The 25,716-nt window shown below is 46.0% G+C and carries 27 protein-coding genes; all 27 read left to right on the top strand.

Going from position 1 to position 25,716, the window contains the following annotated elements:
- The first annotated feature begins 4 nt into the window (after nt 1–4).
- The 27 genes from infB (at nt 5) to spoIVB (ending at nt 25,691) form a co-directional block, all read left to right on the top strand.
- Nucleotides 5–2,572 carry a translation initiation factor IF-2 gene (infB, locus tag EDD74_RS01965; RefSeq protein WP_008975823.1) on the top strand — a complete coding sequence of 856 codons (2,568 nt, stop codon included), beginning with the start codon at nt 5–7 and terminating at the stop codon, nt 2,570–2,572.
- Nucleotides 2,573–2,698: 126 nt separating this feature from the next.
- Nucleotides 2,699–3,058 (top strand): 30S ribosome-binding factor RbfA, encoded by a 360-nt coding sequence (gene rbfA, locus EDD74_RS01960; protein ID WP_008975822.1) that lies wholly within the window; start codon nt 2,699–2,701, stop codon nt 3,056–3,058.
- 14 nt (nt 3,059–3,072) lie between these two features.
- Nucleotides 3,073–4,017 (top strand): DHH family phosphoesterase, encoded by a 945-nt coding sequence (locus EDD74_RS01955; RefSeq protein ID WP_008975821.1) that lies wholly within the window; start codon nt 3,073–3,075, stop codon nt 4,015–4,017.
- Between the two features lie 42 nt (nt 4,018–4,059).
- The gene (truB, locus tag EDD74_RS01950; RefSeq protein WP_008975820.1) at nt 4,060–4,965 is read left to right on the top strand and encodes a tRNA pseudouridine(55) synthase TruB; all 906 of its coding nucleotides are present in this window, start codon (nt 4,060–4,062) and stop codon (nt 4,963–4,965) included.
- Between the two features lie 38 nt (nt 4,966–5,003).
- Entirely contained in the window at nt 5,004–5,918 is a 915-nt protein-coding gene (locus EDD74_RS01945) for a bifunctional riboflavin kinase/FAD synthetase (RefSeq protein WP_008975819.1), read from the top strand.
- Nucleotides 5,919–6,106: 188 nt separating this feature from the next.
- Nucleotides 6,107–6,373: a 30S ribosomal protein S15 gene (gene rpsO, locus EDD74_RS01940; RefSeq protein WP_008975818.1), complete on the top strand. Its 267-nt coding sequence runs from the start codon at nt 6,107–6,109 to the stop codon at nt 6,371–6,373.
- Between the two features lie 235 nt (nt 6,374–6,608).
- The gene (locus EDD74_RS01935; protein WP_016438987.1) at nt 6,609–8,696 is read left to right on the top strand and encodes a polyribonucleotide nucleotidyltransferase; all 2,088 of its coding nucleotides are present in this window, start codon (nt 6,609–6,611) and stop codon (nt 8,694–8,696) included.
- A 167-nt stretch (nt 8,697–8,863) separates the two neighbouring features.
- Nucleotides 8,864–9,829 (top strand): stage III sporulation protein AA, encoded by a 966-nt coding sequence (spoIIIAA, locus tag EDD74_RS01930; RefSeq protein ID WP_009261751.1) that lies wholly within the window; start codon nt 8,864–8,866, stop codon nt 9,827–9,829.
- Nucleotides 9,820–10,341: a stage III sporulation protein AB gene (locus EDD74_RS01925; protein WP_039861331.1), complete on the top strand. Its 522-nt coding sequence runs from the start codon at nt 9,820–9,822 to the stop codon at nt 10,339–10,341. Before spoIIIAA ends, EDD74_RS01925 begins: the two co-directional genes overlap by 10 nt.
- 12 nt (nt 10,342–10,353) lie before the next feature.
- Nucleotides 10,354–10,548 carry a stage III sporulation protein AC gene (gene spoIIIAC / locus EDD74_RS01920; RefSeq protein WP_008975814.1) on the top strand — a complete coding sequence of 65 codons (195 nt, stop codon included), beginning with the start codon at nt 10,354–10,356 and terminating at the stop codon, nt 10,546–10,548.
- Nucleotides 10,549–10,571: 23 nt separating this feature from the next.
- A complete protein-coding gene (locus EDD74_RS01915) occupies nt 10,572–10,958 on the top strand; it encodes a SpoIIIAC/SpoIIIAD family protein (RefSeq protein WP_008975813.1) in 387 nt (128 codons plus the stop codon).
- A 26-nt stretch (nt 10,959–10,984) separates the two neighbouring features.
- Entirely contained in the window at nt 10,985–12,178 is a 1,194-nt protein-coding gene (locus EDD74_RS01910) for a stage III sporulation protein AE (RefSeq protein WP_116442133.1), read from the top strand.
- A 20-nt stretch (nt 12,179–12,198) separates the two neighbouring features.
- Nucleotides 12,199–12,579, top strand: coding sequence for a stage III sporulation protein AF (locus tag EDD74_RS01905; protein WP_008975811.1), 381 nt, complete (start codon nt 12,199–12,201; stop codon nt 12,577–12,579).
- A complete protein-coding gene (locus EDD74_RS01900; protein ID WP_008975810.1) occupies nt 12,572–13,123 on the top strand; it encodes a hypothetical protein in 552 nt (183 codons plus the stop codon). Before EDD74_RS01905 ends, EDD74_RS01900 begins: the two co-directional genes overlap by 8 nt.
- Nucleotides 13,120–13,773, top strand: coding sequence for a SpoIIIAH-like family protein (locus tag EDD74_RS01895; protein ID WP_008975809.1), 654 nt, complete (start codon nt 13,120–13,122; stop codon nt 13,771–13,773). Before EDD74_RS01900 ends, EDD74_RS01895 begins: the two co-directional genes overlap by 4 nt.
- A 70-nt stretch (nt 13,774–13,843) precedes the next feature.
- Nucleotides 13,844–15,436, top strand: a complete 1,593-nt coding sequence (locus EDD74_RS01890) for a peptide chain release factor 3 (protein WP_116442134.1) — start codon at nt 13,844–13,846, stop codon at nt 15,434–15,436.
- A 77-nt stretch (nt 15,437–15,513) separates the two neighbouring features.
- Nucleotides 15,514–15,894 carry an Asp23/Gls24 family envelope stress response protein gene (locus tag EDD74_RS01885; RefSeq protein ID WP_008975807.1) on the top strand — a complete coding sequence of 127 codons (381 nt, stop codon included), beginning with the start codon at nt 15,514–15,516 and terminating at the stop codon, nt 15,892–15,894.
- Nucleotides 15,895–16,048: 154 nt separating this feature from the next.
- A complete protein-coding gene (gene nusB / locus EDD74_RS01880; RefSeq protein ID WP_116442516.1) occupies nt 16,049–16,453 on the top strand; it encodes a transcription antitermination factor NusB in 405 nt (134 codons plus the stop codon).
- Nucleotides 16,454–16,457: 4 nt separating this feature from the next.
- The gene (xseA, locus tag EDD74_RS01875) at nt 16,458–17,690 is read left to right on the top strand and encodes an exodeoxyribonuclease VII large subunit (protein ID WP_116442135.1); all 1,233 of its coding nucleotides are present in this window, start codon (nt 16,458–16,460) and stop codon (nt 17,688–17,690) included.
- Entirely contained in the window at nt 17,662–17,883 is a 222-nt protein-coding gene (gene xseB, locus EDD74_RS01870) for an exodeoxyribonuclease VII small subunit (protein WP_008975804.1), read from the top strand. Before xseA ends, xseB begins: the two co-directional genes overlap by 29 nt.
- Nucleotides 17,873–18,763 (top strand): polyprenyl synthetase family protein, encoded by an 891-nt coding sequence (locus EDD74_RS01865; RefSeq protein WP_116442136.1) that lies wholly within the window; start codon nt 17,873–17,875, stop codon nt 18,761–18,763. Before xseB ends, EDD74_RS01865 begins: the two co-directional genes overlap by 11 nt.
- Nucleotides 18,764–18,774: 11 nt before the next feature.
- A complete protein-coding gene (gene dxs, locus EDD74_RS01860; RefSeq protein ID WP_116442137.1) occupies nt 18,775–20,649 on the top strand; it encodes a 1-deoxy-D-xylulose-5-phosphate synthase in 1,875 nt (624 codons plus the stop codon).
- Nucleotides 20,650–20,655: 6 nt separating this feature from the next.
- Nucleotides 20,656–21,465, top strand: a complete 810-nt coding sequence (locus EDD74_RS01855; RefSeq protein WP_008975801.1) for a TlyA family RNA methyltransferase — start codon at nt 20,656–20,658, stop codon at nt 21,463–21,465.
- An 18-nt stretch (nt 21,466–21,483) separates the two neighbouring features.
- Nucleotides 21,484–22,317, top strand: coding sequence for an NAD(+)/NADH kinase (locus EDD74_RS01850; protein ID WP_008975800.1), 834 nt, complete (start codon nt 21,484–21,486; stop codon nt 22,315–22,317).
- Between the two features lie 5 nt (nt 22,318–22,322).
- A complete protein-coding gene (gene argR / locus EDD74_RS01845; protein WP_008975799.1) occupies nt 22,323–22,772 on the top strand; it encodes an arginine repressor in 450 nt (149 codons plus the stop codon).
- Nucleotides 22,773–22,787: 15 nt separating this feature from the next.
- A complete protein-coding gene (recN, locus tag EDD74_RS01840) occupies nt 22,788–24,476 on the top strand; it encodes a DNA repair protein RecN (protein WP_008975798.1) in 1,689 nt (562 codons plus the stop codon).
- 177 nt (nt 24,477–24,653) lie between these two features.
- On the top strand, nt 24,654–25,691 hold the full coding sequence (gene spoIVB / locus EDD74_RS01835) for a SpoIVB peptidase (protein ID WP_116442517.1): 1,038 nt from the start codon (nt 24,654–24,656) through the stop codon (nt 25,689–25,691).
- The last annotated feature ends 25 nt before the right edge of the window (nt 25,692–25,716 follow it).

Here is a 25,716-nt window from a genome sequence, read left to right as displayed (position 1 = left end):
GCGTATGACAAAAGTCCGGGTACATGAACTGGCAAAAGAGTTAAACAAGTCAAACAAAGAAATTTTAGATTTTTTACAAGAGAAGAAAGTAGAGGTGAAAAGCCACATGAGTTCCCTTACAGATGAACAGGAAAACATGGTGAAAGATGCTTTTGGAGGAAAGAAGGAAGCATCGTCCGAGGAGACACCAAAAAAGAAAAATATCGTGCAGGTATTCCGTCCGCAGAATACACAGAATGGAAAGCGTCAGGGCGGACAAAGATCGAACAATGGCGGCAATAATCAGAGAGGAAACGGTACAGGACAAAAGGATCGTCAGAACAACAATTACCGTTCCGGAAATGGCACAAACAGCCGTGGAAACAACAATAATCAAGGATCCAGAAATGGCGATAACAGAGGAGAACGTTCCGGAAACCGTCCGTTTAACAGAGGAGAGCGCTCCGGGGAGAATCGTGGTGAGAACAGAAACTACAATAACCGTGGAGACAATCGTCCGGATGGAAGAGGAGATCGCCAGGGTCAGAAAGGCGGATTCTCCGGTCAGGGAAGAAGAGATGACCGCGGACAGGACAACAGAAGAAATAACGGAAGAAGAGATGACAGAAGACAGGAGAATGGAAGAGGAACTTCTCCGTCCATTCCTGCACCAATTGTTCCGGAGCAGAAACCACAACGCCAGAAGGGCAAGGAGAACTATAAAAAGAAAGATTACCGGGATGACGACAGAGAAGAAAGACTTCCAAAAGGGAAGAAACAAAAACCGATGTCACAGCCGGTAAAACCACAGCCAAAGCCAGTGGAAAAAGAGGAAGAAAAGATCAAAATGATCACAATTCCAGAGACACTTACTATTCAGGAACTTGCAGATAAGATGAAGATCCAGCCATCGGTAATTGTCAAAAAATTATTCATGCAGGGCAAGATCGTGACAGTGAACCAGGAAGTAGACTTTGACACTGCCGAAGAGATCGCAATGGAATTTGAATGCCTTGTGGAAAAAGAAGAAGTTGTCGATGTGATCGAGGAATTATTAAAAGAAGACGAAGAGGATGAAAGCACAATGGTGAAACGTCCTCCGGTTGTATGTGTCATGGGACACGTAGACCATGGAAAGACTTCTCTTCTTGATGCGATCCGTAACACAAATGTGATCGATCGTGAAGCAGGTGGAATCACACAGCACATCGGTGCGTATGTGGCAACGATCAATGGAGAGAACATTACATTCCTTGATACACCGGGACATGAAGCATTTACAGCGATGCGTATGCGTGGAGCGAGCTCAACAGATATCGCGATCCTTGTTGTTGCAGCGGATGACGGTGTGATGCCGCAGACGGTAGAAGCGATCAACCATGCGAAAGCGGCAGGCATCGAGATCATCGTTGCAGTAAATAAGATTGATAAGCCAAGTGCAAATGTAGAGAGAGTCAAACAAGAATTGACAGAATACGGCTTGATTGCAGAAGACTGGGGCGGAAGCACAATCTTTGTTCCGGTATCTGCACATACACATGAAGGAATCGATGAACTGCTGGAGATGATTCTTCTGACAGCAGAAGTATCTGAGCTGAAGGCTAATCCGAATCGCCGTGCAAGAGGAATTGTCATCGAAGCGCAGCTTGACAAAGGAAAAGGTTCTGTGGCAACAGTTCTTGTGCAGAAAGGAACACTTCATGTAGGAGATCCGATCGCAGCAGGCTCTGCATACGGGAAAGTAAGAGCGATGATGGATGATAAAGGAAGACGTGTCAAAGAAGCAGGACCGTCTATGCCGGTGGAGATCCTCGGATTAAATGATGTTCCAAATGCTGGTGAGATCTTTGTTGGATGTGAGTCTGATAAAGAAGCAAGAAGCTTTGCAGAGACATTTATCTCTCAGAACCGTGTGAGAATGCTTGAAGAGACAAAATCAAGAATGTCCTTAGACGATCTGTTCAGCCAGATCCAGGCAGGAAACTTAAAAGAACTTGGAATCATTGTAAAAGCCGATGTACAGGGATCTGTGGAGGCGGTAAAACAGAGTCTTCTGAAGCTGTCTAACGAGGAAGTTGTCATTAAGATCATCCACGGCGGTGTCGGCGCGATCAATGAATCTGATGTCAACCTTGCATCCGCATCCAATGCGATCATCATCGGATTTAATGTCCGTCCGGATGCGACTGCAAAGGAAATCGCTGAGCGCGAAGGTGTTGATCTTCGTCTGTACCGTGTCATTTACGATGCGATCGAAGATGTGCAGGCAGCGATGAAGGGAATGCTGGATCCGGTATTTGAGGAGAAAGTGCTCGGACATGCGGAAGTACGTCAGACATTCAAGGCATCTGGTGTTGGAACAATCGCAGGTTCCTATGTGCTTGATGGTACATTTGAGAGAGGATGTTCTGTCAGAGTATCGAGAGATGGTGTTGTGATCTTCGAGGGTGCTCTTGCTTCGCTGAAACGTTTCAAAGACGATGTCAAGGAAGTTAGAGCCGGATATGAATGTGGTCTTGTATTTGAGAAGTTTAACGATGTCAAAGAAGAAGACCAGGTTGAAGCATTCAAGATGGTAGAAGTGCCAAGATAGGCAAAAAATAAGATAGAGAAGTTGGGGAAACTGCATTTTCAGACTAAGGAGGTTGATCAATGTCCGAGAGATATAGTCTGAAAATCGCAGTTTCCGGCACATCTAAGCATGGAAAGGAGAACAACGATGAGAAAGAACAGTATTAAGAATACAAGAGTCAACATGGAAGTACAGAGAGAATTAAGCAGTATCCTTCGTGACGGGATCAAAGATCCTAGAGTGGCACCGATGACATCGGTTGTTGCTGTGGAAGTAGCACCGGATCTGAAGACATGTAAAGCTTATATCAGCGTTCTTGGGGATGAGAAGGCACAGCAGGATACTGTTGCAGGACTTCAGAGCGCAGAAGGATACATCCGCAGAGAGTTGGCACATCGTCTCAATATGAGAAATACGCCGGAAGTCAAATTTGTTCTGGATCAGTCCATTGAATATGGCGTGAGCATGTCTAAGAAAATCGACGAAGTGACAAAGGATATCAAATAGAGGGAAGCGAAAATATGGAATTAGAAAGATTATTGCAGGGAGTCCGCCGTGTGGCGCTAGGCGGACATGTCCGCCCGGATGGAGACTGTGTCGGTTCTACACTCGGATTGTATCAGTATCTTCAGAAAAATTACCCGGAGATTACAGTGGATGTTTACTTGGAGCCGGTGCCGGATTCTTTTCGGTTTATCGGTGCGGCAGCAGATATCCGTTCGGAAGTCACAGAGACAGAAACCTATGATCTTTTCATTCTTTTGGACTGCGGCGATTCGGATCGTCTTGGATTTTCCAAAATGCTCTATGAGCAGGCAGGACGGACAGCGTGCATCGACCACCACATCAGCAATCAGGCATTCGCTGATGAAAATGAGATCGACCCGGATGCAAGTTCTACTTCGGAGTTGGTGTATCGTCTGTTAGACAAAGAAAAGATTACAAAGGAGATCGCAGAATGTCTGTACCTTGGTATTGTACATGACACTGGGGTATTTCAGTATTCCTGCACTGCGCCGGAGACGATGGAGGCGGCAGCCGAACTGATGCGGAAAGGCATTGACTACTCCGGAATCATTGACCGTACTTTTTATCAGAAATCTTATGTACAGAATCAAGTGCTTGGGAAGGCACTGCTGGACAGCAAACTGCTTCTTGATGGGAAATGTATCGCATCCTTTTTGACAAAAGAAGAGATGGATGTTTATGGAGTAAAACCAAAAGAATTGGATGGGATCGTCAGTCAGCTTCGCGTGACGAAAGGGGTTGAAGTGGCGATTTTTCTCTATGAATTATCTCATCATGAGTTTAAAGTCAGTCTGCGGGCAACGGGTGAAGTAGATGTCAGCCGGATCGCACAGCAATTTGGCGGTGGTGGTCATAAGAAAGCGGCAGGTGTTACCATGAAAGGAAGCGCAGAAGAAATTCTTTCCCGGTTGGTAGAAGAAATCCAAAAACAGCTCTAGAAACAGACAAAAGAAAATGGAGAAAAGAAAGGCAGAAGACAGATGATACACGGAGTGATCAATGTATATAAAGAAAAAGGGTTTACTTCTCACGACGTCGTGGCAAAGCTCAGAGGGATTTTAGGTCAGAAAAAGATCGGCCATACCGGGACACTCGATCCGGATGCGACAGGAGTTCTGCCGGTATGCCTTGGGAAAGGGACAAAACTCTGTGATCTGTTGACGGATAAGGATAAGACATACCGGGCGGTGATGCTGCTTGGGACTGTCACAGATACACAGGATAGTTCCGGAGAAGTGCTGGAGAAAAAAGATACCGCATCGCTTACAGTCGAAGAGGTAACTGCATGTATTCAGAAGTTTGTCGGGAATTATGAGCAGGTTCCGCCGATGTATTCCGCATTGAAAGTCGGGGGAAAGAAGCTTTATGAACTGGCAAGGGAAGGAAAGACAGTTGAGCGGAAGGCGAGACCGGTCCAGATCCACAGCATTGAGATCATGGAGATAGATCTGCCTCGAGTGACGATGGAAGTATCTTGCTCAAAGGGGACTTACATCCGCACACTTTGTCATGACATTGGGGAAAAACTTGGATGTGGGGCTTGTATGGAATCACTGCTTCGGACAAAAGTAAGTCGTTTTGAGCTGGGAGATAGCCTGACGTTAGGTGAGATTGAAAAGAAGAAGCAGGACGGGACGCTGATGGAGGCAATCATTCCCATCGATGCCATGTTTCCAGAATGCAGGAGTGTGGATGTGAAAGAGGCTGGAAACCAGTATCTGTACAACGGCAATCCATTTTCCCTTTCTTTTGTAAAGAAAAGAGAGAAGTATGAGCCGGAAGAACGGGTGCGGGTGTACGATGCGCAGGGAGTGTTTGTCGGAATTTATCGCTACCGTCAGGAGGAAAAGATGTTCCGGCTCGAGAAGATGTTCTACGAAAAGTAAAATCTCACAATACGGATAAGGATAGAAGAGGAAATGACATGCAGTATGTAAGAGAACTAGAATGCTATCAGGAACAGAGAAAAGCTGCAGTGACACTGGGGAAATTTGACGGCCTGCACAGAGGCCATCAGAAACTGGTCAGCCGTGTGAAGGCACATGCATCCAAAGAGGTGGTAAGTGTTGTCTTTGCATTTGACATGGCTCCGCTCTATGAACGACTGGGCAAACAGAAGAAAAGTCTGATGACCGGGAAAGAACGGTATGAGCATCTCGATGGACAGACAGATTATCTGATTGACTGTCCATTTACGGAGGAGATATCCGGCATGGAAGCAGAGACGTTCATCAAAGAAGTGCTGGTGGATCAGTTCCATGCAGCGTATATTGCGGTCGGGACAGATTTTCATTTTGGACATGAGAAACGCGGAGATATTCATATGCTGAAGCAGTATGCAGGGATATATGGATACGAGCTGGAAGTCGTGGACAAAGAACTGTATCAGGGCAGAGAAATCAGCAGTACTTATATCAAAGAAGAAGTCCGCGCCGGACATATGGAAGTGGCAAGAGAATTGCTTGGATATCCGTATGCAATGAGTGGTGTGGTGGAGCATGGCAGAAAGCTTGGGAGAAAGCTTGGGATTCCGACGATGAATATCACTCCGGATATCGGAAAGCTGGCGCCGCCAAACGGCGTCTATGCGTGCCGTGTGCGGATTGATGGGAACTATTATCAAGGGATTGGGAACCTTGGCAATAAGCCGACTGTGGATGCGGATGGAAAATTGATTTTAGAAGTCAATGTTTTTTCGTTCGACAGAGAAACCTACGGACAGACCATCCAAGTAGAACTGCTCTCGTTTGTGCGGCCGGAGCGCAAGTTTGCCTCTGTGGAGGAGCTGAAAAGCCAGATGGAAGCAGATATTGCAGCGATTAAACGCAGGGAACTGTGAATTGTGCATAGTGACGAAAACTGAGAAAAGAAAAGAAAATTGAAAATAAATCTTGAAAAACAAATTCAATTATGCTAATCTAACTAAGGATTTACGAGCCGATATCCGGTAACTGGAAGACTCCAACCGTTACTTAATATCTGGCGCTCAAATATTAATAATAAGAAAGAATAAAGGAGGATCATCACATGATCGCAAAAGAAAAGAAACAGGCTATTATTGCAGAATACGGAAGAACAGAAGGAGATACAGGTTCACCGGAAGTTCAGATCGCAATCTTAACAGCAAGAATCAATGAATTAACAGATCACTTTAAAGCAAATCCAAAGGATCATCATTCAAGAAGAGGTCTTCTTAAAATGGTAGGTCAGAGAAGAGGCTTACTTGCTTACTTAAAGAAAACTGATATTGAAAGATACCGTTCTTTAATTGAACGTTTAGGACTTAGAAAATAATCAAAGTGATTTTAGCAGGGGATGGTTATTCGTGCCATCCCTTGTTTTCAGTTACAAGTGCCGGATGAAAAACATTCGGTGCAGAAGTTTATGAAAAACGGCAGGAAAGTATGAGCCGAGACCACTGAAAAGCATATTTCCGCAGGAACTGTCAGCAGTGTTGACAGCGTCCAAAGCAGAAATGTATTTTTCAGTAGTTTCGGTACAGCCTGCCGGCGAAGAAAAGGAGAACAGTATGTTTAAAAAATTTGAAATGGAATTAGCCGGAAGAACTCTGCGTGTCGATGTAGGCAGAGTGGCAGCACAGGCCAATGGTGCGGCTTTGATGCACTATGGAGAGACGGTTGTATTATCGACAGCGACAGCATCTGAAAAACCGAGAGAGGGCATCGATTTCTTCCCGCTCTCCGTTGAGTATGAAGAGAAATTATATGCGGTAGGAAAGATCCCGGGAGGGTTTAACAAGAGAGAAGGGAAAGCGTCTGAAAATGCGATCTTAACATCTCGTGTCATTGACAGACCGATGAGACCTCTGTTTCCAAAGGATTACAGAAACGATGTGACATTAAATAACCTCGTATTGTCTGTGGATCCGGACTGCAGCCCGGAACTGACAGCAATGTTAGGTTCTGCGATCGCCACAGCAATCTCTGACATCCCGTTTGATGGGCCTACTTCTACTACACAGGTAGGACTGATCGACGGAGAGTTTGTATTCAATCCGAATGCGGCACAGAGAGCGGTTTCTGATCTGCAGTTGACAGTTGCTTCCACAAGAGATAAGGTCATTATGATCGAGGCAGGTGCAAATGAAGTGCCGGAGGCGAAGATGATCGAGGCGATCTTTGCGGCGCATGAAGTGAACCAGGAAGTGATCAAGTTCATCGATACGATCGTGGCAGAGTGTGGAAAAGAAAAGCATGCATACACAAGCTGTGCAGTGCCGGAAGAATTGTTTGAGGCGATCAAAGAGATCGTGACACCGGAAGAGATGGAAGAAGCGGTATTCACAGATGAAAAACAAGTCAGAGAAGAAAATATCCGCGTGATCCGTGAGAAGTTAGAAGAAGCATTTGCAGAGAACGAAGAGTGGCTGGAACTCTTAGGAGAAGCATTATATCAGTATCAGAAGAAGACTGTCCGCAAGATGATCTTAAAAGATCACAAGCGTCCGGATGGAAGAGCGATCGATCAGATCAGACCGCTTGCAGCAGAGACTGATTTGATTCCGAGAGTACACGGTTCCGCAATGTTTACAAGAGGTCAGACACAGATCTGTACTATTACAACACTTGCACCGCTCTCAGAGGCGCAGAGAATTGACGGTCTTGATGAGGCAGAGACTTCCAAGAGATATATGCACCACTATAACTTCCCGTCATACTCTGTTGGTGAGACAAAGCCGTCAAGAGGACCGGGACGTCGTGAGATCGGACATGGTGCGCTTGCAGAGAGAGCGCTCGTACCGGTACTTCCAAGCGAGGCCGAGTTCCCGTATGCGATCCGTACAGTATCAGAGACATTTGAATCAAATGGTTCTACTTCCCAGGCAAGTGTATGTGCATCCAGCATGTCGCTGATGGCAGCAGGTGTTCCGATCAAATCAGCAGTGGCAGGAATTTCCGCAGGTCTTGTGACAGGGGAGACAGACGATGACTATATCGTTCTGACAGATATCCAGGGACTCGAAGACTTCTTTGGAGATATGGACTTTAAGGTTGCCGGAACACATAAAGGTATCACAGCAATCCAGATGGATATTAAGATTCACGGATTGACAAGACCGATCATCGAGGAAGCAATTGCATGCACAAAGAAAGCAAGAACTTATATTTTAGATGAAGTAATGAGCAAGGCGATTGCAGAGCCGCGTGCTTCTGTTGGACCGTACGCTCCGAAGATCCGTCAGATGCAGATTGATCCTGCAAAGATTGGTGATGTTGTCGGACAGCGCGGAAAGACGATCAATGCGATCATTGAACAGACTGGTGTGAAGATTGATATTACAGATGACGGTGCAGTGTCTGTATGCGGTGTAGATGCAGAGGCGATGGAAGAAGCGATGAAGATGATTGCGATCATTGTCACAGACTTTGAAGCCGGACAGGTGCTGGAAGGAAAAGTCGTAAGCATCAAAGAATTTGGAGCGTTTGTAGAATTTGCTCCGGGTAAAGAAGGAATGGTACACATTTCCAAGATTTCCAAAGAGCGCATCAAAAATGTAGAAGATGTTCTGACACTTGGCGATAAAGTCAAAGTAGTCTGCTTAGGAAAAGATAAGATGGGAAGAATGAGCTTCTCCATCAAAGATGTAGCAGAATAAGAAGTTGAATTTTATAAATATACGAAAAAGACTCCGTACAGGGAAATCTGTGCAGAGTCTTTTTTGCATAGAAAAGTTCTTCGGACTCTTATCGAAATACATTCCGTGTGAGAATCTGGTTCTAAACAGACAAGTTTCTCATATACTGTTTTAAGAGGTGGACAAAGATGAACAGAGCAATCGGAAAAAACAGTCAGGTGCTGCAGATTCTTGCAAGAGAGATTCAGGAACTGATCAGCCAGGAAGAGATAGACATGGAAGGACTTCAGGAGATCCGTCTTCGTGTAGGAAGTCCGGTAATCTTAAATATCCGTGGAAAAGAGAGGATTCCAAAGCGGAATGGAAAACCGCATCTTGTCACGAAGACAGAAATGCGCGAGACGGTAGATTATATCAGCAGCTATTCTTTATATGCTTTTGAAGAGGAGCTGCGACAGGGATTTCTGACAGTGGAAGGAGGACATCGGGTAGGAATGGCAGGAAAAGTGATTATGGATCAGGGAACGATAAAGAATATCCAGTATATTTCATCCGTCAACATCCGGGTGGCACATGAGGTAAAGGACTGTGCAGGGAAAGTATTGCCGTATCTTACATACGATCAACAGCTGTACCACACGCTGATCATTTCCCCTCCGGGATGTGGGAAGACAACATTGCTGCGGGATTTGATCCGTCAGATTTCAGACGGAAATCGATGGATTCAGGGGGAAAGTGTAGGCGTGGTCGATGAACGCTCAGAACTGGGGGCATGTCATCTTGGGATTGCACAGAATGAGCTTGGGATCCGCACGGATATTTTAGATGGATGTCCCAAGGCAGAGGGAATGCTCATGTTGATTCGGTCGATGGCTCCCAAAATACTTGCAGTCGATGAGATCGGGGCGCCGGAGGATATTCATGCGATGGAGTACGCAATGCATTGCGGATGCCGTATGCTGGCAACTGTTCATGGCACATCGATGGCAGAGGTGCAAAAGAAACCTGTGCTGCAGCAGCTGATTCAGAAAAAGAGGTTTGGTCGTTACGTTGTTTTGAAAAATGGGATTCATATCGGAGAGGTAGAAGGAATTTATGATGAAAGAGGAACACTGCTTTACCGAGAACAATACGAGAAGGGGGCATGCATGTGAAAGGAATCGGAATTATCTTGATCGTTCTTGGGACGAGTGGAATCGGGTATCTGACGGCGGCTGATCTCAAACGACATCTGAACGATCTGAAATGGCTGCGGAGGATCCTTTTGTTGTTAAAAGAAGAAATCGCATACACGCACGCACCGCTTGAGGAAGCATTTGCCCGCATTTCAAGAAAAGTAAAGGCGCCGTACTGCTTGTTTTTGACACAGGTATCCGGACAGCTTGCAAGACGTGCGGGAAGTTCCTTTGCCGAAATATGGTCTTGTGCGGTGGAAGAGCGACTTTGCACAACAAAGCTTACGAGGGAAGAGTTAGAAGAATTAAAAGAATTTGGAAATAGTATCGGGTATCTCGGCGGACATGCCCAGGAAGGGGCGATCGATCTGTATCTGGAACAACTGAAGGTGGAAGTACAAGACGTGCGGGAAGGACTGGCTGCGAAGCAGAAACTATGCAGCTGTCTCGGTGTGATGAGTGGGATTTTTATTACAATTTTATTGATCTAGTGGGAGGAGTACATGAGTGTTCAGCTTATTTTTAAGATTGCGGCAGTCGGGATCCTCGTCTCGGTACTATGTCAGGTATTAAAACACAGTGGCCGGGAGGAACAGGCATTTCTGACAAGTCTTGCAGGGCTTCTGCTCGTACTGTTTTGGATTCTTCCCTATATTCAGGAACTGTTTCATTCCATTGAGCAGCTATTTTCCTTATAAGAGATGGAGAAGGGGGATACGAGTTGAATGCAGTACAGATTGGACTTGTGGGTGTGGCGGGCGCGCTGCTTGCGATTCAGTTTAAAAATGGAAAATCTGAGTATGGCATCTACCTGAGTGTGGCGGTCAGCATTTTCATTTTTCTGAATATTGTAGGGAGACTGGAGATTATCCTTGAGACGCTTCGTGCAATTGGAGATATGATCACCATTGACCGGGCGTATATTGGTACACTGCTAAAGATGGTGGGAATCACTTATGCAGCGGAATTTTCCTCTGGAATCTGCAAAGATGCCGGCTATCAGACGGTGGCATCCCAGATTGAGATTTTCAGTAAACTGACGATATTGGCGCTTGGCATGCCGATCCTGCTGGCACTGTTGGAGACGATTCATGCATTTTTAACGTAGTGAAAATGGGAGTTGGGAGGAGGCACATGAAAGAGCAGAAACCGGTATGGGACAGAAAAAAAGCATGGTGGACAAGAATTCTGTTTGCGCTGCTGTTGCTTTTTTTGTCGACAGCGCATGCAGAGGCATCGGAGATAGAAGAAGAGCAGGCGCTTAAGGATGCAAAGGAAGCTGTGGAGGAGGCTCTTTTCGGAGAGTTTGGCTTTGAGGAAGTGACGGGGGCGCTCGAAAGCATGTTCCCGGAAGGGAAGATGGATTTTTCCAAGATGGTGAAAGAGGTTGAAAAAGGAGATCTTCCGATGTCGTTTGAGGCGGTCGGACAGTTTGTGAAAGATCAGGTTGCCTATGAGTTTGGGCAGAGCAAAAAGAGTCTTGTGTATATATTGATGCTTGCAGTGATTGCGGCTGTATTTGCCAATTTTTCCGGTATATTTCCAAACCGCCAGATTTCAGAGATTAGTTTTTATCTTTTGTATCTTTTATTATTTACCGTGTGCTTAAATGGTTTTCGGATGATGACAGATCTTACGGCGCAGAGACTGACCATTCTGACTTCATTTATGAAGGTGCTTGGACCGGTCTACTTTCTCGCAGTAGCCGTTGCAAATGGGGGTATGACATCGGCAGCGTTTTATAATCTGGTTTTATTTTTGATCTTTCTTGTGGAGCTTTTGATCCTGAATGTCCTGCTTCCATTTGTACAGGTCTATACCATATTGGAGTTATTGAATCATCTTTCTTCCGAAGAATATTTATCGAAAATGGCAGATCTGATCCACACGGGAATCGATTGGAGCATTAAGACACTTCTTGCATGTGTCGTTGGTCTGAATCTTGTTCAGGGAATGCTGCTTCCGGTGATCGATTCTGTCAAGAGAGGGGTGGTGACAAAGACTGCAGAGGCAATTCCCGGTATCGGGGATGCAATTGGAGGAATGACGGAGGTTGTTCTTGGGACAACCGTTCTTATCAAGAACAGTATCGGGATTACCGGCGCCATCATCTGCGTAGGAATCTGTGCGGTTCCGTTTTTGCAGGTCGCAGTGGTCGCATTTCTCTACAAACTGGTGGCGGCGGTAATCCAGCCGGTATCGGATCAGCGGATTGTCGGCTGCATTTCTGGAATCGGCAAAGGGTATCAGCTTCTGCTGAGGATAATCTTTACGACGGGATTACTGTTTCTGCTGACGATCGTGATCGTCACAGCATCGACAACTTAATGCATTTGAAGGAGAGAAAGATGACAGAGGGACTGTATCAATGGGTGGAAAATATTGCGTTTTATATGGTGCTTATGACAGCGGCACTTCATTTGATCCCCGGTGATGGATACCGGAAGTATCTGAAATTTTTCACAGGACTTTTATTGATCTTGCTTGTGATCAGTCCGCTGCTAAAGGTTGCCGGAATGGAAAAAACTTTTGAAGAAGTGTTTCAGAAGCATACTTATGAGGAGGAATTGCGAAAGATCGAGGAGCAGACAAAGTACCTTAAGGAAATCTGCCCGGAAGATTATCTTCCAAAAGACTATGGCGGCAACAATCCACAACAAGACAGAATGCAGGAAGAAGAAATCGCTGAGGAAAGAGAAAAAGAAGGAGGGGAAGAGTACAGTGAATAGGGAACGGTGGGACTGGAAATTTCCAGAAGGATTTCCGAAGAAACATCAACTGCTGGTCGTGCTTCTTGTCGGGATCCTTCTTGTGATCATTGCAATTCCGACTCCGAAACCGGGTGAAAGCTTGGAAAAAGAAGGAACGAGTGAGGCAGATGATAGAAAGACGACGGATTTGGATACGTATCGGGAAACGATGGAGCGAGAATTGGAAGATATTTTAAAACGGACCGAAGGTGTGGGAAAGGTGCGGGTGATGATTACGTTTCGCACATCGGCAGAGAAAGTCGTGGAGAAAGATTTGGAGAAAAGCGAGTCTGCAAGACGAGAGGAAACAGTGTTTGAAGATACTGCGCAAGGAGCGCATACACCGTATGTGCGAAAGGAAGTACACCCTCAGGTGGAAGGAGTGCTTGTAAGTGCAGCCGGAGGGGATGATGCCGTCGTGCGAAAGGAAATCACGGAGGCAGTGCAGGCATTATTTGGTATCGAAACGCATAAAATTAAAATAATGAAGCAGAGTGATTCAAAGAAGGAGGGTTCATTTTGAAAAAACTATTTAAGAAGAATCAGGTAATCATTGCAACACTGGCAGTTATGATCGCGGTGGCGGGATACTTGAACTATTCCGGAAAGCTGTTTGGAGGAGCAGAAGGGAAGGAGACGAGCGGAGAACTGGCGAACAAAGAATTGCTTGATATCTCTGAGCAGGAGCTGGCTGAGACGGCAGGAGATATTGAGAGTACAGACAAGGAGGCAGCGCTGGAGGATTCGGTAGATGGAACACCGGGGGAGGCAGTACTTACAAGCGGGGAGGCGAATAAAGTAGTAGCGGAGGCAAAAGTTTCCAGAGAACAAGTGCGCGCAAAGAATAAGGAGACGCTTCAGGCGATCATTGATAATGCGGAGATCGGTGAAGAGCAGAAGCAGCAGGCAGTCAATGAGATGATCCAGTTGACGGATCTGTCTGAGAAGGAAGTGGCAGTGGAGACACTTCTTGCATCGAAGGGATTTTCAGAGACGGTCGTCAATCTGACGGTGGACAGTGCAGATGTGGTTGTAAGCAACGCAGATCTGACAGATGCTAATCGTGCACAGATTGAAGATATCGTCACAAGAAAAACAGGGATTGCCCCGCAGAATATCGTGATCACACCGATACATAGTGGGGAAGAAGAGGCAAAGGCAGAAGAAAAATAGTTTTTGTTGATAAACAAAAAAAGAGTTGCTATAATAGAAACGTTGAAAAAAAGCAAAGCAGGAGAACATTATGTCAAATATTACGAATGAAATAAAGAAACGAAGAACATTTGCGATTATTTCTCATCCCGATGCCGGTAAGACGACATTGACCGAGAAATTTTTATTATACGGCGGCGCGATCAATCAGGCAGGATCTGTCAAAGGGAAAGCGACCGCAAAACATGCAGTATCAGACTGGATGGAGATTGAGAAAGAGAGAGGAATCTCAGTGACTTCCTCCGTGCTTCAGTTTAACTACGATGGATATTGCATTAACATTCTGGATACACCGGGACATCAGGACTTCTCGGAGGATACTTATCGTACACTGATGGCTGCGGATTCTGCGGTGATGGTGATCGATGCATCCAAAGGTGTGGAGGCGCAGACGAGAAAGCTATTTAAAGTCTGTGTAATGCGTCATATCCCGATCTTTACCTTTATCAATAAGATGGATCGTGAGGCGAGAGATACGTTTGAATTGCTGGATGACATCGAGAAAGAATTGGGGATTGCAACCTGTCCGGTCAACTGGCCAATCGGTTCCGGGAAGGCATTTAAAGGTGTCTATGACAGAGAACATCGGGAAATTGAACTGTTCTCAGACACACAAAAGGGAACAAAAATGGGAGAAGTGAAGAAAATTTCATTGGATGATCCGGAGCTGAGTACACTGATCGAGGAAGATGCACTTTCTCTTTTGGAGGAAGAAGTGGAACTGTTAGACGGAGCAAGTGCTGAGTTTGACCAGGAACTGGTAAGCAAGGGAGAACTTTCTCCGGTATTTTTCGGCTCTGCGCTCACGAACTTCGGCGTGGAGACATTTTTGCAGCATTTCCTTTCTATGACTTCTTCGCCGCTTCCGAGAAAGTCAGATAAAGGAGAGATTGACCCGATGACTGAGAAGGATTTCTCTGCATTTGTCTTCAAGATCCAGGCAAATATGAACAAGGCGCATCGTGACCGTATTGCGTTCATGCGGATCTGTTCCGGTGAGTTTGAGGCGGGCATGGAAGTATATCACATGCAGGGAGGAAGAAAGGTGCGTCTTTCTCAGCCGCAGCAGATGATGGCAAGTGAGCGGAAGATGGTAGAGAAGGCTTGCGGAGGAGATATCATCGGTGTGTTTGATCCGGGAATCTTCTCGATCGGGGATACTCTTACGACTTCAGCAGAGCGGTTCTGCTATGAGGGAATTCCGACCTTTGCACCGGAACATTTTGCCAGAGTACGTCAGGTGGATACGATGAAGCGTAAGCAGTTTATCAAAGGAATTAATCAGATTGCTCAGGAAGGTGCGATCCAGATTTTTCAGGAGTACAACACCGGGATGGAAGAAATTATCGTCGGAGTTGTCGGTGTGCTTCAGTTTGACGTATTAAAATACCGTCTGGAAAATGAATACAATGTGGAGATCCGCATGGATCAGCTTCCATATGAGCACATCCGCTGGATTGAGAATACAGACATTGATCTTGATAAAGTAATCGGAACTTCTGACATGAAGAAGATCAAGGACTTAAAGGATCGTCCGCTTCTTCTGTTTGTCAATAGTTGGAGCATCCGTATGACACTGGATCGAAACGAGGGACTCGTTCTGTCTGAATTTGGCCGTTCTTAAAGTTTTTTGTTTGCAAATAATGAGAAATTTGTTATAATAACTACAACAGACAGCAAACCAGACAGGAGGTTTTAGAAATGGTAAAAGACGAAAGAAATACGTATACGATACATCAGGATCCGAATCTCGGGGAAGTAAAGATCGCCGATGAAGTAGTTGCGATCATTGCAGCTCTGGCAGCCACAGAGGTAGAAGGGGTTGCTTCCATGGCAGGAAATATCACAAATGACCTGATCGCACGACTGGGAATGAAGAATTTATCCAGAGGCGTGAAGGTGGATGTACTGGAAGGAATCGTGACAGTATCTCTGGCACTTGTCCTGAAATATGGCTATAACATCATGGATGTGTCAGCAAAGATTCAGGAGAAAGTCAAAGCGGCGGTGGAGAATATGACCGGGCTTACCGTTGCGGATGTCAATATCCGTATTGCGGGTGTAGACATGGGTGAAGAATAGATTTGAAAAAATCACGGCTCACAGGGAGATTATGAAAGGTTTTTCATAATCTCTTTTCGTGTGCTGAATTCTATTTTGCAATATGGAAGGTTATGTAGTATAATAGAGCCTATCGAAGAGATAACCTTTGAAAAAACAGACAGTGAGGTATACAATGGGAAGATCAGAACTTAGAGAACACATTTTTAGAATATTATTCCGCATCGAGTTTCAACCGAAGGAAGAGATGGAAGAGCAGCTTGCACTTTATCTGGAAGAGCTGGAATCGGCAAAGGACACAGAGAAAGAATACATTCGCATAAAATATGCCGCAATTGCGGAGAAGGTGGAGATGATCGATGAGAAGATCAATGCTTCCGTGACAGGATGGAAGACATCCCGAATGGGAAAAGTAGACCTGACTATTCTTCGTCTTGCAGTTTATGAGATTGAGTGGGATGAGGAAGTGCCGCAGGGGGTTGCGATCAACGAGGCAGTAGAACTGGCGAAGCGATATGGTGGTGAAGAGAGTCCGTCTTTCATCAACGGAGTTCTTGGAAAGATCGTCAATTCGAGGTAGTGCCATGCGCAGTGTATATTCCGTCGGTCAAGTCAATTCTTACATTAAGAATATGTTTACACAAGATTTCATGCTTGGACGCATCTATGTGAAAGGAGAAGTGTCAAACTGCAAATATCACACTTCCGGACATATTTATTTTTCTCTCAAGGATGAGACGGGGACGATCGCCTGCGTGATGTTTGCCGGACAGAGAGGCGGTCTTGCTTTTCGGATGCGAGAAGGGCAGCAAGTCATCGTTCTTGGAAGTGTCAATGTCTATGAGCGCGACGGCAGATATCAACTCTATGCGAAAGAGGTCATCTTAGATGGGGCTGGATTGCTATATGAGAAGTTTGAGAAGCTGAAGCAGGAATTGGAAGAGATGGGGATGTTTGAGCAGGAATATAAGCGGCCGATTCCTCCATTTGCCAGCACGGTTGGTATTGTAACAGCGCCTACAGGGGCGGCAATCCGGGATATCATTCATATTGCATCCAGGAGGAATCCTTATGTGCAGCTGTATTTGTGCCCTGCACTTGTGCAGGGAGAAGACGCTGCAGAAAGCATTGCAGACGGGATACGAAGAATGGATGCATTCGGCGTAGATGTGATCATTGTAGGAAGAGGCGGCGGTTCGATCGAGGATCTCTGGGCATTTAATGAGGAGATTGTTGCCCGGGCGATTTTTGCATGTCAGACTCCGGTCATTTCGGCGGTGGGACATGAGACCGACACAACAATCGCTGACTATGTAGCAGATCTTCGTGCGCCGACACCTTCTGCTGCTGCGGAACTTGCGGTTTATGAATACGATGTTGTCCGCGTATATTTGGATGAGACGGAAAGGAAGCTAAAACGTGCACTTTCGCACGCGGTGGAAGAGAAGCGAAATCAGGTTATGCAGCGGGCCCAGAGGCTTTCTTACCTGCATCCGCAGGTGAAGCTAAATGAGAAACGGCAACAGGCAGTGGATTTGGAAGAACGGTTTAGGCAGAAGATGCAGGAGCGGTTAAAGGAAGCAAAACACGGTCTGTCTGTGCGCGCAGAGCGTCTCAACGGACTTTCTCCGGTCAGAAAATTGGGACAGGGATTTTCTTATGTGCAGAATGAGATTGGAGTCAATATTCGAAAAATCGAAGATGTCTGCCCAGGCGAAATCCTTTCCATTAAAGTGACAGACGGAACGATACGCGCACAGGTGACGGAAGTGGAAAAGGAGGCAGAAGATGGCGGAAAGCACAGTCAAAGAGAATAGAACACTGGAGGAACTGTTTCAGGAACTGGATGGAATGATGCGGCAGATGGAAGAGCCGGGACTTTCTTTGGAACAGTCTTTTTCACTTTATCACAGAGGAATAGAACTCTTGAAGTCATGCAATGACAAGATCGATACAGTGGAGAAACAGATACAGATATTAGAAGAAAATGGAGAATGCCATGAATTTTAGAGACGAGAAAAGAAAGAAAACAGAGGAGATCGAACAGATCCTAAAGGAGTATCTTCCTGTGCAGGAAGGAAAGCAGCAGGTCATCATGGAGGCGATGGAATACAGTCTGATGGCAGGAGGGAAAAGACTCCGTCCGATGCTTCTTTGGGAGACCTTCCGGATGTTTGGAGGTGCCGCAAAGACCGTCAGACCGTTCATGGCGGCAATCGAGATGATCCATACTTATTCGCTCGTACACGATGATCTTCCGGCGATGGATGATGATGATTACCGGAGAGGAAGGAAGACGACACACATCGTATACGGGGAAGACATGGGGATCCTTGCCGGAGATGCATTGTTAAACTATGCGTTTGAGACAGCATGCACCGCATTTGAGGAAGCGCCGGAGGAGGCGATCCGGATCGGGAAAGCACTTCAGGTGCTTGCAAAGAAAGCAGGTATCTACGGGATGATCGGAGGCCAGGTCGTAGATGTCAGTGCTTCTGGAAAGAATATCACAGAAGATATACTTTCTTTTATTTATGAGCTGAAGACAGGAGCGCTTTTAGAAAGTGCCATGATGATCGGTGCGATTCTGGCGGGAGCAGAAGAAGAGGAGGTTGCAGTGATCGAGCAGGTCGCAAAGAAGATTGGGATCGCATTTCAGATTCAGGATGACATTCTTGATGTTACAAGTACAGAAGAAGTGCTCGGCAAACCAGTTTTCAGCGATCAGAAGAATGAGAAGACGACTTATGTGACGCTCTTCGGATTAGAGAAAGCAAAAAAGGATGTAGAACAGATTTCTGAGGAGGCGATTGCTCTGTTAAGGAGTCTGCAGAGAGAGAATGCCTATCTGGAGCAGCTCTTGCAGGAGTTGATACATCGGGAGAAATAGAGGGAGTGCCTATGGTACTGGAAAAAATTCAGAAAGCAAATGATATAAAAAAATTAAAGCCGGAGGAGCTTGAAGTGCTTGCCCAGGAGATCCGGGATTTTCTGATCGAGAAAATCAGTGTGACTGGCGGACATCTGGCTTCTAATCTTGGCGTAGTAGAACTGACGATGGCGATGCACCTGATTTTTGACCTGCCGGAGGATAAAATTATCTGGGATGTGGGGCATCAGGCGTATACGCACAAACTGCTTACCGGCAGAAAAGCCGGGTTTGATGATCTGCGGAAATATGGTGGGATGAGCGGGTTCCCAAAGCGGAAAGAAAGCGATTGTGATGCGTTTGATACCGGGCACAGTTCCACATCCATCTCGGCAGGACTTGGGTATGTAGAGGCACGGGAGATCCTAGGACAAGATCATAAAGTCATCTCTGTTATCGGGGATGGCGCCATGACCGGCGGGATGGCATATGAAGCACTCAACAATGCGGCAGGATTAAAGAGTAATTTTATTATTGTGCTCAATGACAACAATATGTCTATCTCAGAAAATGTGGGAGGCATGTCGAAGTATTTGGATGGTCTTCGAACAGCGAGTGCTTACACCGGACTGAAAAAGGGTGTGGAGGCGGCATTAGGGAAGCTGCCGTATATTGGAGCGAGAGTGACAGGACATATTCGGAAAGCGAAGAGTGGAATCAAGCAGCTGTTTGTTCCGGGAATGTTTTTTGAAGATATGGGGATCACCTATCTTGGCCCGGTGGACGGACACGATCTCAAGGCATTGTGCCGGGCTTTTAGAGAAGCAGAGAAACTTCAGAATGCCGTATTGGTACATGTGATTACAACAAAAGGAAAAGGATATCTCCCGGCGGAGAAATATCCGTCCCAGTTTCATGGGACAGGTCCGTTTGATATTGAGACCGGACAGGCAAAGGAAAAAGCAGGGGAAGATTCTTACACCGATGTCTTTTCCAAAGTGATCTACCGAGAGGCGAAGAAGGAGCCAAAGCTGGTGGCGATCACCGCAGCGATGGCAGGCGGGACAGGATTGGTTCCATTTTCCAAAACCTACCGGGATCGATTTTTTGATGTGGGAATTGCAGAAGAACACGCAGTGACATTTGCGGCGGGACTTGCAGCGGCAGGGCTTAAGCCGGTGGTTGCAATCTATTCCTCTTTTTTACAGCGGGCGTATGACCAGCTGATCCATGACGTCTGCCTGCAGAATCTCCCGGTTGTATTTGCAATCGACCGCGCAGGGCTTGTGGGGAGTGATGGAGAGACGCACCAGGGTGTGTTTGACTTGTCATTTTTATCGACAATCCCAAATATGACGGTGATGGCGCCGAAAAATAAGTGGGAACTTGCGGATATGCTCCGTTTTGCAATCCAGTATCCGGGGCCGGTCGCAGTCCGTTATCCAAGAGGAACAGCGTATACCGGACTGGAAGAGTTCCGCGCGCCGATCGAATATGGAAAGAGTGAAGTGATCCAAACGGGAGAAGGAATAGTTCTTCTCAGTGTCGGACATATGATGGAGACGGCCTTGCAGGTGAGTGATTCCTTAAGAGAGAGAGGAATTCAAAGCACACTGGTCAACAGTCGATTTGTCAAGCCGGTGGATGAAAAACTTTTGGAGGAACTTTCTAAGTTACATACACTTTACGTGACGATTGAGGAAAATGTACTGGCCGGAGGATATGGAGCTCAGGTGCTTGCCTATGTGGAGAAGAAAAGACTTCCCGTTCAGGTAGAGTCCTTCGGAATTCCAGATGAGTATGTGGAACATGGAAATATAGAAGTATTAAGAAAAGAAGTAATGCTGGATGCGGATACGATCACAGAGCGGATCCTGTCCGTGTACCAGAAAAGACAGCAGGAGTAGAAATAGATGAAAGAGCGTTTAGATGTATTACTTGTAAAGCGGAATCTTGCAGAGTCAAGAGAGAAGGCGAAGGCGATCATCATGTCCGGCAATGTATTTGTAGAAGGACAGCGGGAGGACAAGGCGGGAACAACTTTCTCAGATGAGGTTCAGATCGAGATCAAGGGGCACACAATGCCGTATGTCAGCCGCGGCGGATTAAAGCTTGAGAAAGCAATCGCCAATTTTGATGTAGATCTGGAAGGAAAAGTCTGCACGGATGTTGGTTCTTCTACAGGGGGATTTACAGACTGTATGCTCCAGAATGGTGCGAGAAAGGTGTTTGCGATCGATGTAGGGAGAGGACAGCTTGCGTGGAAACTCAGACAAGATGACCGGGTTGTATGTATGGAGAAGACAAATATCCGGTATGTGACACCGGAAGATCTTGGAGAGGAAATTGATTTTTCTTCCATTGATGTGTCTTTTATCTCGCTGACAAAAGTGCTGGAACCGATCCGCAACTATTTAAAACCGGATGGGGAGATTGTTGCCCTGATCAAGCCACAGTTTGAGGCCGGAAGAGAGAAAGTAGGGAAGAAGGGGGTTGTCCGCGAGAAGAGTACTCACCACGAGGTGATCGAACTGGTCACTTCCTATGCGGCATCGATCGGATTTCAGATTCTCGGCATTGAATTTTCGCCGATCAAAGGACCGGAGGGAAATATTGAATATCTGGTACATTTAAAGAAAAGCGAAGTGGGAAGCAATCTGCCGGATATGGAGGATGCACTGTATCAGGTAGTGGAGGCAGCGTTTGAGGCGCTGGCAAAATAAAAGCGAGAGAGGTACGTTATGGAAACGTTTTACATCATTACGAATTACAGTAAAGATGAAAATTATGAGGTGACAAGGCAGATACAAGATTATATAGAAAAGCGCGGCAGAACTTGTATCTTATGTGAGCGAGATGAAGAGGGCAATCTCCTTGCAGACCAGATTCCAAAAGAGACAGACTGTGTCCTGACGCTGGGAGGAGACGGAACGTTGATCCAGGCGGTCAGGGAATTGAGGAACAAGCATCTTCCGTTGATCGGAGTGAATATGGGGACACTCGGATATTTGACAGAGATTGAACTTCCGAAGATCGAAGAAAGTCTGGAAAAGCTGTTTTGCGGGGCGTTTCTTCCGGAACGCCGGATGATGTTGCAGGGAAAGCTTGAAGGAAGAAAGGAAGATATCGCGCTCAACGATATTGTTGTGGCGCGTGCCGGAAGTATCCGTGTGATCCATTTCAATATTTATGTCAATGGACAGCTTTTAAATTCTTACCAGGCAGATGGAGTGATCATCTCGACGCCGACAGGCTCTACCGCGTACAACCTGTCAGCGGGCGGACCGATCGTGGAACCGACGGCAGAGATGTTTGTGATCACACCGATCTGTTCACACGCTTTAAATACAAGCAGTATCGTACTTTCGGCGGAAGACGAGATCGTGATCGAGATCGGAAAAGGAAAAGGAGATACGGTTGAGGAGGCGAGCGTGACGTTTGACGGAGCGGATGTGATTCCGGTCTATACAGGGGACCGTATTACGATCAGCCGTTCTGAAAAGACTGCCAAACTTTTAAAGCTGAGTGAGGAGAGTTTTCTGGAGACGCTGCGCAAGAAAATGAAAGGAAATTAAATAAGATGAAAGTAAGTCGGCATGCAAAGATTGTAGAATTAATCAACCAGTATAATATTGAGACCCAGGAAGAGCTGGCAGAACAGCTGAACAAAGCAGGTTTTCAAGTGACGCAGGCGACTGTTTCAAGAGATATCCGTGATCTGCGGCTTACGAAAGTTGCGGGGGAAAATGGAAAACAGAAGTATGTGATCCTTCAGGTTCCGGAAAAGGATATGAAGGAAAAATACATGCGGATCCTAAAAGACGGGTATGTTTCGATGGAGATGGCGCAAAATATACTGGTAGTCAAAACCGTATCCGGAATGGCGATGGCGGTCGCCGCATCCATTGATTCGATGCAGTGGTACGAAGTCGTCGGCTGTATTGCGGGAGATGATACGATCATGTGTGCAGTCCGCAGCACAGAAGAGACGAAAATTGTGATGGAAAAAATAAGAAAAATTGTATTGTAACGGCAGGAGAAACAGATGTTACAAAATTTACATGTAAAGAACCTGGCGCTGATCGATGAGATCGAAGTAGAATTTAAAAAAGGATTTAACATTCTGACAGGAGAGACCGGTGCCGGAAAATCAATTATTTTAGGCTCTATCGGACTGGCACTTGGCGGGAAGTATTCTGCTGAGATGCTGCGAAAAGGAGCTGCTTACGGATTAGTAGAACTGGTATTTACTGTGGAACATCCGTCCCAGGAGGCACAGCTGAGAGCACTTGATATTTATCCGGAAGAGGGACAATTGATCTTAAGCAGAAAACTGATGGATGGACGAAGTGTCAGCAAGATCAATGGGGAAACAGTAACAACACGGATTCTAAAAGATGTGGCGACGATTCTGATCGACATTCACGGACAGCATGAGCATCAGACATTGATCCACCGGAAGAATCATCTTGCTTTTTTAGACTTGTTTGCAAGAGAAGAGATCGGAGATCTGAAAGATAAGGTCAAAGAGGCATGGAACAGCTGCAAGGCGAACGAAAAAGAACTTGCACTTGCGATCAAAGATGAGGACAGCAGGAGGAGAGAGGAAGATTTTCTTTCTTTTGAGCTGGAGGAGATCACAAAGGCAGAGTTAAAACCTGGTGAAGATGATTTGTTGGAGGAACAGTATAAGCGGATGCTGACCGGGAGACGGATGGCGGAGCATATGGAGGAAGCTTATGCTTATACAAGTGACAATGGCGGAGGAAATGCTGCAGACTGCATTAGCCGGGCAGTTCGTATTTTTCAGGAAATTTCCGGCTGTGATCCACTGGCAGAAAGTTTGTATGAGCAGTTGTCAGAGATAGAGAATCTGTTAAATGATTTTAACCATGAACTTTCTGCGGCGAGAAACTCTGTAGAATTTTCCCCGGAAGAATTCCAGGAGGTGGAGATCAGGCTCAACGAGATCAATCGTTTGAAATCCAAGTATGGAAATTCTGTGGAAGAGATCGAAAAATACGCCGGTCAGGTGGAGGAAAAGCTGGAAAAGCTTCATGACTATGAAAATTATATTGCATCCCTCCAAAAAAAATATGAGGAATCCTGTAGAAAACTGGAAGTTCTTGCGGAAGAACTGTCGGAGATTCGACAAAAACAGGCACAGATTTTTGTGGAGAGGATCCGGCTCGGCCTGAAAGATTTAAATTTCCTCGATGTGCAGTTTGAAATGAAGTTTACCAGACTTTTGGAATGCAGGGAAGATGGGATCGATGAGCCAGAATTTCTTGTGTCGATGAATCCTGGAGAGCCGCTGCGGCCACTGGGCATGGTGGCATCCGGAGGAGAATTGTCGAGGATCATGCTTGTGATCAAAACAGTTCTCGCATATCGAGAAGAGATTGCTACATTGATCTTTGACGAGATTGACACTGGAATCAGTGGGATTACTGCTGGAAAAGTTGCAGAGAAGATGGGAATGCTTGCAAAAGAGTATCAGGTCATTTGTATTACACACCTTGCGCAGATTGCAGCGATGGCAGATGCCCATTATGTGATCGAGAAGACGGTACAGGATGGGGTGACAAAGACTGCGATCAATGAGTTGACGGAGGAAGAGTCTGTGGCAGAACTTTCCAGATTGCTCGGAGGATCTGCAGTGACAGAGTCGATCCGGCAAAGCGCTGTTGAATTGAAAAAAATGGCAGAACTTTCCAAAAGAAAATCAGAGTGAATCAGATAAAATTCCATATACTAAGGCAGACATGAAAGTGTCTGTCTTATTTTTTTCCAAAGGAAGGTTTTGGAATCTTGCGGAAGAAAAAATATACTGTGAGGAATGTACAGTCGTGCAATCTTTTTATGTTGGGAGGAATGAAGTGTGAGAAAATACTGGTATCGGAGGAGTCTGATGATCCTTCTTCTGTTCACGGTGCTGGTAGGCGGCGGCGCCTGCATCGTAAAATATCAGACAATCTCGCAGAAAAGAGAAGTGAGTACGGAGGAAATCAGCGAGGAATATCTGATTCCCGGGGGAATGCCAATTGGGATATATATGGAGACGAACGGTGTGATGGTGCTGGGAACAGATGCAATCGAGGGAACAGATGGAGATAAATATAAACCGGCAGATCATATCGTTCGACAGGGAGATTATATTACAGGGATCAATGATGAGGTGATCACAAACAAAAAAGAATTGATTGCGGCAGTAAAAAAGCTTGATGATGAAAATGTTGTGCTTCATCTTCGCAGAAAAGACCAGCCCGTAGATGTGCGGCTGAAGGCAGTGGAAAGCAGTGAGGAAGAATATCGTCTCGGAATCTGGGTGAGGGACAATGCCCAGGGACTTGGCACAGTGACTTTCTTAAATGGAAATAGTCAGTTTGGTGCACTTGGGCATGGAATCCACGATGTAGATACCAATGAGCTTTTGGAAATCGCCAAAGGAAGTCTCTATGAAACAAGTATCAGTGCAATCCAAAAAGGGGAGGATGGAAGTCCAGGCGGGATGGAAGGCGTGATCGTGTACAATCGATATAATATTCTCGGGGAGATCACGGAAAATACAGATGCGGGAATATTCGGTACGGTAGACCGGATCCATGAATTATTTGCGGATCAGACACCGCTGAAAGCAGGGAGAAAGGCAGAGATCCAAAGAGGACCGGCAAAAATCAGGTGCTGTGTAGATGGTGTTGTCAGAGAATATGATGTCAATATATTGAAAGTGGATCTCTCGGAGCGGGAAGTCAATAAGGGGATCGTGTTGGAAGTGACAGATAAAGAACTTCTTGAGAAGACGGGCGGGATTATCCAGGGGATGAGCGGAAGCCCGATCATCCAGAATGACAAGATCATTGGAGCGGTAACTCATGTGTTTGTGCAGGATGCGAAGAAAGGCTATGGCATTTTTATCGAAAATATGTTGGAACATGTAAAATCCTGACAGGACTGTCGAATAATGAGGAACC

Source organism: Faecalimonas umbilicata, assembly GCF_004346095.1.
GTDB classification, from domain to species: domain Bacteria; phylum Bacillota; class Clostridia; order Lachnospirales; family Lachnospiraceae; genus Faecalimonas; species Faecalimonas umbilicata.
The sequence above is the reverse complement of the archived record's forward strand: the minus strand, read 5'-3'. Positions and strand labels throughout refer to the sequence as shown.

Excerpts from the sequence above, each read along its gene's own strand:
- EDD74_RS01955 (WP_008975821.1), top strand. The coding sequence starts at position 3,073 with ATGGAATTAGAAAGATTATTGCAGGGAGTCCGCCGTGTGGCGCTAGGC.
- argR (WP_008975799.1), top strand. The coding sequence starts at position 22,323 with ATGAAAGTAAGTCGGCATGCAAAGATTGTAGAATTAATCAACCAGTAT.
- EDD74_RS01905 (WP_008975811.1), top strand. The coding sequence starts at position 12,199 with ATGACAGAGGGACTGTATCAATGGGTGGAAAATATTGCGTTTTATATG.
- EDD74_RS01865 (WP_116442136.1), top strand. The coding sequence starts at position 17,873 with ATGAATTTTAGAGACGAGAAAAGAAAGAAAACAGAGGAGATCGAACAG.
- dxs (WP_116442137.1), top strand. The coding sequence starts at position 18,775 with ATGGTACTGGAAAAAATTCAGAAAGCAAATGATATAAAAAAATTAAAG.
- nusB (WP_116442516.1), top strand. The coding sequence starts at position 16,049 with ATGGGAAGATCAGAACTTAGAGAACACATTTTTAGAATATTATTCCGC.
- EDD74_RS01945 (WP_008975819.1), top strand. The coding sequence starts at position 5,004 with ATGCAGTATGTAAGAGAACTAGAATGCTATCAGGAACAGAGAAAAGCT.
- truB (WP_008975820.1), top strand. The coding sequence starts at position 4,060 with ATGATACACGGAGTGATCAATGTATATAAAGAAAAAGGGTTTACTTCT.
- xseB (WP_008975804.1), top strand. The coding sequence starts at position 17,662 with ATGGCGGAAAGCACAGTCAAAGAGAATAGAACACTGGAGGAACTGTTT.
- EDD74_RS01890 (WP_116442134.1), top strand. The coding sequence starts at position 13,844 with ATGTCAAATATTACGAATGAAATAAAGAAACGAAGAACATTTGCGATT.
- rbfA (WP_008975822.1), top strand. The coding sequence starts at position 2,699 with ATGAGAAAGAACAGTATTAAGAATACAAGAGTCAACATGGAAGTACAG.
- EDD74_RS01850 (WP_008975800.1), top strand. The coding sequence starts at position 21,484 with ATGGAAACGTTTTACATCATTACGAATTACAGTAAAGATGAAAATTAT.
- EDD74_RS01935 (WP_016438987.1), top strand. The coding sequence starts at position 6,609 with ATGTTTAAAAAATTTGAAATGGAATTAGCCGGAAGAACTCTGCGTGTC.
- recN (WP_008975798.1), top strand. The coding sequence starts at position 22,788 with ATGTTACAAAATTTACATGTAAAGAACCTGGCGCTGATCGATGAGATC.
- infB (WP_008975823.1), top strand. The coding sequence starts at position 5 with ATGACAAAAGTCCGGGTACATGAACTGGCAAAAGAGTTAAACAAGTCA.
- EDD74_RS01855 (WP_008975801.1), top strand. The coding sequence starts at position 20,656 with ATGAAAGAGCGTTTAGATGTATTACTTGTAAAGCGGAATCTTGCAGAG.
- EDD74_RS01925 (WP_039861331.1), top strand. The coding sequence starts at position 9,820 with ATGCATGTGAAAGGAATCGGAATTATCTTGATCGTTCTTGGGACGAGT.
- EDD74_RS01885 (WP_008975807.1), top strand. The coding sequence starts at position 15,514 with ATGGTAAAAGACGAAAGAAATACGTATACGATACATCAGGATCCGAAT.
- spoIIIAA (WP_009261751.1), top strand. The coding sequence starts at position 8,864 with ATGAACAGAGCAATCGGAAAAAACAGTCAGGTGCTGCAGATTCTTGCA.
- EDD74_RS01910 (WP_116442133.1), top strand. The coding sequence starts at position 10,985 with ATGAAAGAGCAGAAACCGGTATGGGACAGAAAAAAAGCATGGTGGACA.
- rpsO (WP_008975818.1), top strand. The coding sequence starts at position 6,107 with ATGATCGCAAAAGAAAAGAAACAGGCTATTATTGCAGAATACGGAAGA.
- spoIVB (WP_116442517.1), top strand. The coding sequence starts at position 24,654 with ATGATCCTTCTTCTGTTCACGGTGCTGGTAGGCGGCGGCGCCTGCATC.
- xseA (WP_116442135.1), top strand. The coding sequence starts at position 16,458 with ATGCGCAGTGTATATTCCGTCGGTCAAGTCAATTCTTACATTAAGAAT.
- spoIIIAC (WP_008975814.1), top strand. The coding sequence starts at position 10,354 with ATGAGTGTTCAGCTTATTTTTAAGATTGCGGCAGTCGGGATCCTCGTC.